The sequence below is a fragment of the Thermoleptolyngbya sp. M55_K2018_002 genome (assembly GCF_015295965.1).
GTDB classification, from domain to species: domain Bacteria; phylum Cyanobacteriota; class Cyanobacteriia; order Elainellales; family Elainellaceae; genus Thermoleptolyngbya; species Thermoleptolyngbya sichuanensis.
Window position 1 is genome coordinate 1 of record NZ_DVEA01000409.1, and the last position, 7,069, is coordinate 7,069.

The following is a 7,069-nucleotide window of genomic DNA, read 5'->3' on the forward strand; positions in this document are numbered from 1 at the left end:
GCGGCTGCGGCATCACGTCCCCTATGGGCTACACGGCAGCTTCACCCCCGAATATTTTGGCGATCTTTGACGTTTGGTGAGCCTTGACGTCTGGCAACCTTTGACGTTTGGCGAGCCTTGACGTTTGGTGACCCTGAGGTTTGGCAACCCTTGACGGCTAACGCATCGAACAAAGGCTGTCGAGCGCCTGAAGCCCATGACCCGCATTTAGCCCTGAGCCGATTTGCCCGCTAGAAAAAATCCGAGAACGCTTCCAGGGCCTCCTCTTCTAGCACCGGGCCAATCACTTTGACTGGGCGCTTGCCATGCCTCAGCACTTCTTCGGCGCTGAGCGGCAGTTGGTAGGGCGAGTCGCCCTGGGTGCGGTAGAGGCGATCGCTGCTGAGGGCATACACCAGTCGCCCTACGCCGCTCCAAAACACGGCTCCGGCGCACATCGGGCAGGGTTCGGTGCTGGCATAGAGGGTGCATTGCTCCAGCCTGTCCAGGCTCAGGCTTTTGTCCATTTGCCGCAGCAGGTTAGTTTCGGCGTGCCCGGTGCAGTCGTGGTCGGTGACCTGAGTGTTTTCGCCCTCCGCCAGGATGTGACCCGACGCATCCGCCAGCACTGCGCCAAAGGGACGGTTGCCATGCTCGCGGGCGCTATGGGACAGGGCGATCGCCCGCCGCAACAGCACCAAATCCTGCTCACTGACAGCACTCATTTCGGTCACTCCTGATCACACCGAATCGATACGTCCCCCATCATCCCACCCTTTTGCTAGCTTTCGGCTGGTTTGAGAAAGCCGTTGGGAATCTCGAAGCGATCGCCCGTGCGGCAATACTCATAGCCCGCCATCCGCCCAATCGCGCCCAGCTTGTCAGAATCAATCCGGTTGCGATCGCCCAGCACGTCGTCTCGCACAAACAGATGCACCACCTGCCCAATCACCACATGAAACTGACCCACTGGGATAATTTGCAGCGTGCGGCATTCAAAGGCAACGGGCGACTCCGCCACGCGGGGCGGCTTCACGACCTTGCTGGGCGCAGGCGACAGGTTCACATAGTCAAACTCGGACTCACCATAGGGCAGCGGCTCGGCACATTCCGCCACCTGATGCGCGTAGGATTCGATCGCCAAGTTGATGACATATTCTCCCGTGCCGCCTTCGCTGGGCGGGCGCACGTTCCGCAGGGTGTCCTTCTCGCTGCCGTCGGGCTTCAGGCTGATGCTAAACATCAGCGACAGCGGAATATGCCCCACCGCATTGAAATAGGAAAACGGCGCAAGATTGGCCACGCCCTGGGGCGATAGGCTGGAGACAAAGGCAATCGGGCGGGGCACGACGCTGCCAATCAGCAGCTTGTAGCGCAGCGACGGTTCCAGCAACTCTGGATCAATTTCCATAATCAATGTCCATAGAGGGTTAGGTCAGACATAACAGGGGATGGCATGAATTCTGACACGATTCGCGAATGCATCCTGAAATGCATCCTGAAACAAGTGCAACAGCGCGGGCCCGACAAGAGCATTTGCCCGTCGGAAGTGGCGCGATCGCTCGGTGGCGAAACCTGGCGATCGCTGATGCCGCTGGTGCGCGAGGTGGGGGCAGAACTGGCAAAATCTGGGGCGATCGTCGTCACCCAGAAGGGCATCCCCGTTGACCCACAGACCGCAAAGGGGCCAATTCGATTTAAGCAGGCGACGGATCGGGGGAATGGGGACGTTTCGTAAACTCTACTCCCGCCGCAAGCCAGCCTGCCTGCCTCACGTCCCCACCTCTTCTATGAGACGAAAGCGAGCGCCGGGTTTGATGCCGAGTTTTTGGGCAAGGGTGCGGGTCATTTCGCCGTTCCTCCTGTGATCTCCATCACGCGATCGCCCCAATTTGGTCACGTTTAGCAACCGGATGGGTCACTTTATCTTACGGGTGGAATCACGCGATCGCCCCCCGCTCTATCACTTCCCAAATCCGAGAAATCCCCGATATTTAAGACATCCTGAATCGCTTTACGTTCCTGAAAACGTCACTTTTCCTTAAAGCCTCTCACTAACCATGCTTCCGTCTATGAGCCTACTTCCCGGTGCGATCGCTGAACTCTTTGCCCAAGCCAGTGTAACGGGCGTGTTGACGCTGGCAGATCGCTACGGTCTTCTCGCCGCGATTCTAGAAGATTCATTGAGCGAAGAGGAACGCTACGCCATCAACCGGGTTCTCCGCGCAGTGTGCCGCGGCCATGTCCACGTTGTCGATGAGTTGTCTGTGGTACGTTAGGGCTGGATATTTGCACCTGCCCCAACCATGTTCGACCATCTTTCGCTGGGTGTTGCTGACCTGTCGCGCAGCCTCGCCTTCTACGATGCTATCCTTGCGCCGCTGAGCTTTACTCGATGCTTTGCCCTGCCGCATATTGCTGCCTACGGCCCGGGCCAGCGCCCAATGTTTTGGATCGCGCACAAAGCGGAATTCTCAACTCCAATCCAGCCCGCCATTGGCTTCCATCTCGCCTTCCAGGCCGAAAGCCGTCAGGCTGTAGATGAATTCTACAAAGCGGCGATCGCCCACGGAGCCACCGACGACGGCCCACCCGGGCTCCGCCCCCACTATCACCCCAACTATTACGCCGCCTTTGTGCTAGACCCTGATGGGTATCGCATCGAGGCGGTTTGCCATCAGCCCGCTTAATCTAGCCCGCTTAATCTTATGCCTGCCCTCGAACCCTAACCACGGGCCCGGTCTATCCAGACTATCTAGACTAAAAGCGCAATCGCTGCCGGAAATTGTGGACGGACTCCACCAGCCCAATCGCGACGAAATTGGTGAGCAGGGCCGATCGCCCGTAGCTCAGCCAGGGCAGCGGAATGCCAGTAATCGGGGCCAGGCCGATTGTCATGCCGATGTTGACCAATACCTGAAACACAATCATCGCCAGCACGCCAATCGCCAGCAGCGAACCAAAGTTGTCTTTGGCGTTTTGCGCGATGATGACTAGCCGGAAGCAAACCAGCCAAAAGCAAATCAGCACTGCCACACAGCCGACAAAGCCCAACTCTTCACCAATCGCAGAAAAAATAAAATCGGTGTGCTGCTCAGGAATGAAATTCAACTGCGTCTGAGTGCCCTGATTCAGCCCCCGACCAAACAGCCCCCCCGCGCCGATGGCAATGCGCGACTGAATCAGGTGATAGCCACCGTTGAGGGGGTCTTTATCAGGATCAAGGAACAGCGTCAGGCGATCGCGCTGATATTGCTTCAGCATTCCCCAAAGAATTTTGCCCATGCCGCCGGCCACCAGGTTGATGGTTGCTGCGCCAATTGCCCCCGGCAGTGGCCAAGGCAGGGTGCGCCATCCCAAAAAAATCATCAGCGCCGTCCAGGCTAACCAGGCCGGCAAATAGACGCTAAACAAAATAGCCGACACCAGCGGCGACAGCAGCAGCAGCAGCCAGCCGGGATTGGCGTTCGCCCAGTACAGCATCCCTAGGGTAATTGCCCCAAACACCAGACCCGTGCCTAGGTCGGGTTGCAGCATGATGAGCAGCCAGGGCAGCCCTGTAATGGCGATCGCCTGGAGCATAGCTGGAATCGTCGAAGCCGTCCGCTCGTGCAAAATCGCCGCCAGGGAAATAATCACGCCGACCTTGGCAAATTCTGACGGCTGCACGTTGAAGTTGCCAATCGTCACCCAGCTCTGGGCCCCGTTTGCCGTTGTGCCAATCAGAATCACGATGATCAGCGACACGTTGGTAATGGCATAAATCAGCCAGTGCCAGTTCACCAGGTTGTCGTAGCGCCAGCGGGCGATCGCCAGCGCCAGCACCAGCCCCACCCCGCCTGTAACCCAATGCTGAATCCAGTCCGTCAGTTGCAGCGTTAGCTCAGCACTCCGGATCGCCAGCCCCCCCAACACAGTCAGCGCCACCGTCAACAGCAGCAGCGTCCAATCCACGTCCTGCCAGGGATAAATCAGCGACTTCCAGCGGAGACGGCTGATGAAGGACTTTTGTAGCATAGGCCTTAGAAGAGATTGAGAAACCGCGCAAAATCCGAAACCTTGCAACCCCGATAGTAACCGATCGGGCGCTCGATCCAGTCAGGGAAGCATGGGTTGGAACCATCCCAAAGCTGGTCAGCCCAAGTAAACCAGTCTCTCACGGTTTGCCGCAAGTTCCCTGTCGCCTATCTCGTGGCTCTGTGGCTCTCTAGCTTCACTCGTTTTCCTTTCCGTAGGCCTGCCACGACAGATCCACCAGCCCGCTGACAATTGCTGCTGCAACCACCGCATTGCCCTTGCGCCCCTCAATGCGGATATGGGGAACCAGAGAATCTTTCAGCCGCTCTACCGCCGATTCCATGCCGATGAATCCGGCTGGCGTGCCAATCACCAGCGCAGGCTTAATTTCTTCTTTTTCAATCAGATCGACTAATCCAGAGAGGGCGGTTTGGGCCTGCCCAACAACAAAAATGCCCTCTGGATAGCGACGAGCCAGCGTTTCGATACCCCAGGACACGCGGGTTTTCTCGCGCTGCGGGCGAGTCAGAGCGTCCATGCTGCAATAGACCGGATTGGCAAATGTCGCCTGAATAATTGGCACAATGCCGACCTGCACCATTGGCACATCTACAATAATTGTGCTGCGGGCTGCGAGGGCTGCGGCTCCTGCTTGCAACGCCTGCTCCGAAAAGCGAATCAGATCCCGATACTCAAAGTCGGCCGTTGCGTAAATAACTCGCCGCACAATTTCATATTCCGCAGGCGAAAAGGCGTGATTGCCTATTTCCCGATCGATGATTCTCAGGCTTTGAGCATCGGTAATATGCCACTCCATGCGCCCGGTTCCTCAGGGTGCTAACTGACATTCAATAGTGGCACATTTCCATCCCGCCATTGCCCTGCACTTCGCAGAACTTGTGGGAAAAAGCCGCCTTCACGAAGCCACCTCGCCATTTCAGGGAGCCTTGCAGAGATCAAGAGGGAAGGTTCTGACCAGAGTCGGTTCGCGTCGGGAAGGCCCATTGCGCCGCCCGCAGACGTGCCCCCAGCCGACCGAACCTCAAGTTTCAGACGGTGTGGAGCCGTTGAACATGGGCGACAAGAACGCCACCAAAGCGCCCATTGCAAAGCCCGCCACGTTCCGCAGCAGGGGCAGCCAGTCGGCGGTGCGGGTAATCACTGGGGCGATGCCAAACGCAATGAACAAAATGCCCCAGAGCGGCGAGAAGATGAGCGCCCACTGCCATGCAATCACCTGACCGGGCTTGCGCGGATGGGCCGCAAAACCGCAGATGATGCCCCCCAGCACCGAGGTAATTAACGTCAAAATCCACTGTTCGCGGGGCAGACCAGGCACAACGTTGCAGCCACCCTGACGCAGGCAGGTTTCAATCGACTGGAGCGCCTGGATGATCGAACTATCTTCACCGTTGTCGCGGACGAAGAACTGGTTTCCATAGCGGGTCTGTAGCTCGATCCAGAAGGTGCGGGGGAGAAGATCGTACAGCGCGTCGCCGACGCTGAAGTTCAGCAGGTTGCCGCCACGCGGGTCAGCGACGAGCATGACGCTCTTGTCGTCGAGTCCCCAAAAGTCTTTGACAGCGCGACCGGGGGTGCGATCGAACTGGGTGAGGACGCGCAGTTTCCAGCCCGTTTCGGCTTCAAAATCTTGCAAATGCTGATCCAGCTGGTCTTGCTGGGTGTCGGTGAGGGCGTTTGCCAAATCGATGATGTTGGTCGGTCGATCGGGCAGCAGATCAGGGTTGTCGTAGGCATAGGCAGCTGGGGCGATCGCCCAAGTCGAAAGCATCAGCAGCGAGACCCACAAACCAAGACTCAACCGAGAAAACAATGACCGCAGCATGGGCAAACTTATCAGCTTCATCAGCGTGTAGAGATGACTAGAATCCTAACCTGTGGCAAAGCTTAAGCGATAGCCGCAATTGTTTACGATTCTTTACCTTAGTCTAATATAGCAGGGGTGAGGTCTGAACGTTCGCTCAACCCCTCGAACAGGCTTCCTGATGGTCGTCAGCTTTTCGTGAAGCGCTGCATTCCGCAGGTGTAAACAAGTGGTGTAAACAAGTGTAGACACGGAAACGTCCGCGCCACTTCTCGACCGTCGGCGCGGACGATTGCCGGAATCGTGAGCAAGCGCAAGGCAGAGGGTAAACGCCTGTCAACGGGCGCTGTGGCGTTTATGAGAAGGACGAGAGGGGGGCTTTAGGGTCGATTTTCCAGCGGTGGAAGGTCTTCTTCCCGAAGATCCTGTTCAAAACCGTCGCGGGCTTCGCCTTCCAGAGGACGAGTGGACGTGGGCGATCGCCGACTCAGCAATGGCGCTGCTGCATCAGGTCTAGCAGGCTCAGACGCAGGGGCATCCTCCCAGCGGTTCGGCTCGTCATACTGCTCCGAGCTATAGACCTTGGGCGCATAGCTATCGGGATCGTGGGCGCTGTCAAAGTCGGTCTCTGGGCTTTGGGTCTCTGGGCTGCGGGCAGCATACTCGTCAGCATATGTCTCAGCCCCATAGGCGCGAGGCGGGACATCCGAATCCTCCCAATCGTCTTGGGCATCGTACCGCTTCGGCGATGCGTGGGGGTATCGAGCGGGGCGATCGCCCTCCCAGTCTGGCGGCACGGCGCGGCGGGTGGGTCTGGCAGGTGGTGGCGCAGGCTTCAATAGGGTTTGCCAGGCCGCATGAAACCCCACGGCTAGGCTGCGCGTCACGCGCTGGGCTTTCTTTGCCTGCTGCTGCATCCCCAAAAGGCTCTGATCGACCTGCTTGACCATGCGACCCGCACTCTGCACGCCTTCGCTCACGTCATCGGTCAGATCAGTTAGCTCCAGCCCCGTCCGGCGAATCGCGTCCAGCGTGGGCGGCAGATCTCGGTTCAGCGTGTCGAACAGCTTCTCGGCACTACGGGCGGCCCGCGACAGTTCTCGAACCGCAGGCAGCAGCGCCACCAGCACAGCCGTCAGCGAGACGGCCACCAGCAGCAGCGACAATGCCAGCCAAAACAGGGGATCAGACACGGCAGATTTGCATTAACCTCTGCTCACGTCAAGCGAGAATCACGGGCCGGGGGGC

Annotated in this window: 8 protein-coding genes and 1 pseudogene; 3 read left to right on the top strand and 6 right to left on the bottom strand. The window is 58.2% G+C overall.

Annotated features, from left to right (window positions below; genetic code table 11):
• Positions 1–230 precede the first annotated feature (230 nt).
• Together IGS51_RS20650 and IGS51_RS20655 are read right to left on the bottom strand one after the other, a co-directional pair.
• Positions 231–704: a nucleoside deaminase gene (locus IGS51_RS20650; protein WP_297080646.1), complete on the bottom strand. Its 474-nt coding sequence runs from the start codon at positions 702–704 to the stop codon at positions 231–233.
• Between the two features lie 56 nt (positions 705–760).
• Positions 761–1,390: a flavin reductase family protein gene (locus IGS51_RS20655; protein ID WP_297080647.1), complete on the bottom strand. Its 630-nt coding sequence runs from the start codon at positions 1,388–1,390 to the stop codon at positions 761–763.
• Positions 1,391–1,435: 45 nt separating this feature from the next.
• On the opposite strand from IGS51_RS20655, the gene IGS51_RS20660 reads away from it, so the two are divergent.
• The 3 genes from IGS51_RS20660 (at position 1,436) to IGS51_RS20670 (ending at position 2,669) form a co-directional block, all read left to right on the top strand.
• Entirely contained in the window at positions 1,436–1,717 is a 282-nt protein-coding gene (locus IGS51_RS20660; protein WP_297080648.1) for a DUF3253 domain-containing protein, read from the top strand.
• 334 nt (positions 1,718–2,051) lie between these two features.
• Complete coding sequence (locus tag IGS51_RS20665; RefSeq protein WP_225906743.1) at positions 2,052–2,258, top strand: hypothetical protein; 207 nt, start codon at positions 2,052–2,054, stop codon at positions 2,256–2,258.
• A gap of 27 nt (positions 2,259–2,285) precedes the next feature.
• A complete protein-coding gene (locus tag IGS51_RS20670) occupies positions 2,286–2,669 on the top strand; it encodes a VOC family protein (RefSeq protein WP_297080649.1) in 384 nt (127 codons plus the stop codon).
• 70 nt (positions 2,670–2,739) lie between these two features.
• Here IGS51_RS20670 and rodA read toward each other — a convergent pair whose 3' ends face one another.
• The 4 genes and pseudogenes from rodA to IGS51_RS22455 all read right to left on the bottom strand — a co-directional run.
• Positions 2,740–3,996, bottom strand: a complete 1,257-nt coding sequence (gene rodA, locus IGS51_RS20675; RefSeq protein ID WP_297080650.1) for a rod shape-determining protein RodA — start codon at positions 3,994–3,996, stop codon at positions 2,740–2,742.
• A gap of 196 nt (positions 3,997–4,192) precedes the next feature.
• On the bottom strand, positions 4,193–4,813 hold the full coding sequence (locus IGS51_RS20680; RefSeq protein WP_205370563.1) for a precorrin-8X methylmutase: 621 nt from the start codon (positions 4,811–4,813) through the stop codon (positions 4,193–4,195).
• Between the two features lie 225 nt (positions 4,814–5,038).
• The gene (locus IGS51_RS20685) at positions 5,039–5,788 is read right to left on the bottom strand and encodes a TPM domain-containing protein (protein WP_297080651.1); all 750 of its coding nucleotides are present in this window, start codon (positions 5,786–5,788) and stop codon (positions 5,039–5,041) included.
• Positions 5,789–6,651: 863 nt separating this feature from the next.
• Positions 6,652–7,014: pseudogene (locus IGS51_RS22455) on the bottom strand (DUF948 domain-containing protein); the annotation flags it as partial.
• Between the last annotated feature and the right edge of the window lie 55 nt (positions 7,015–7,069).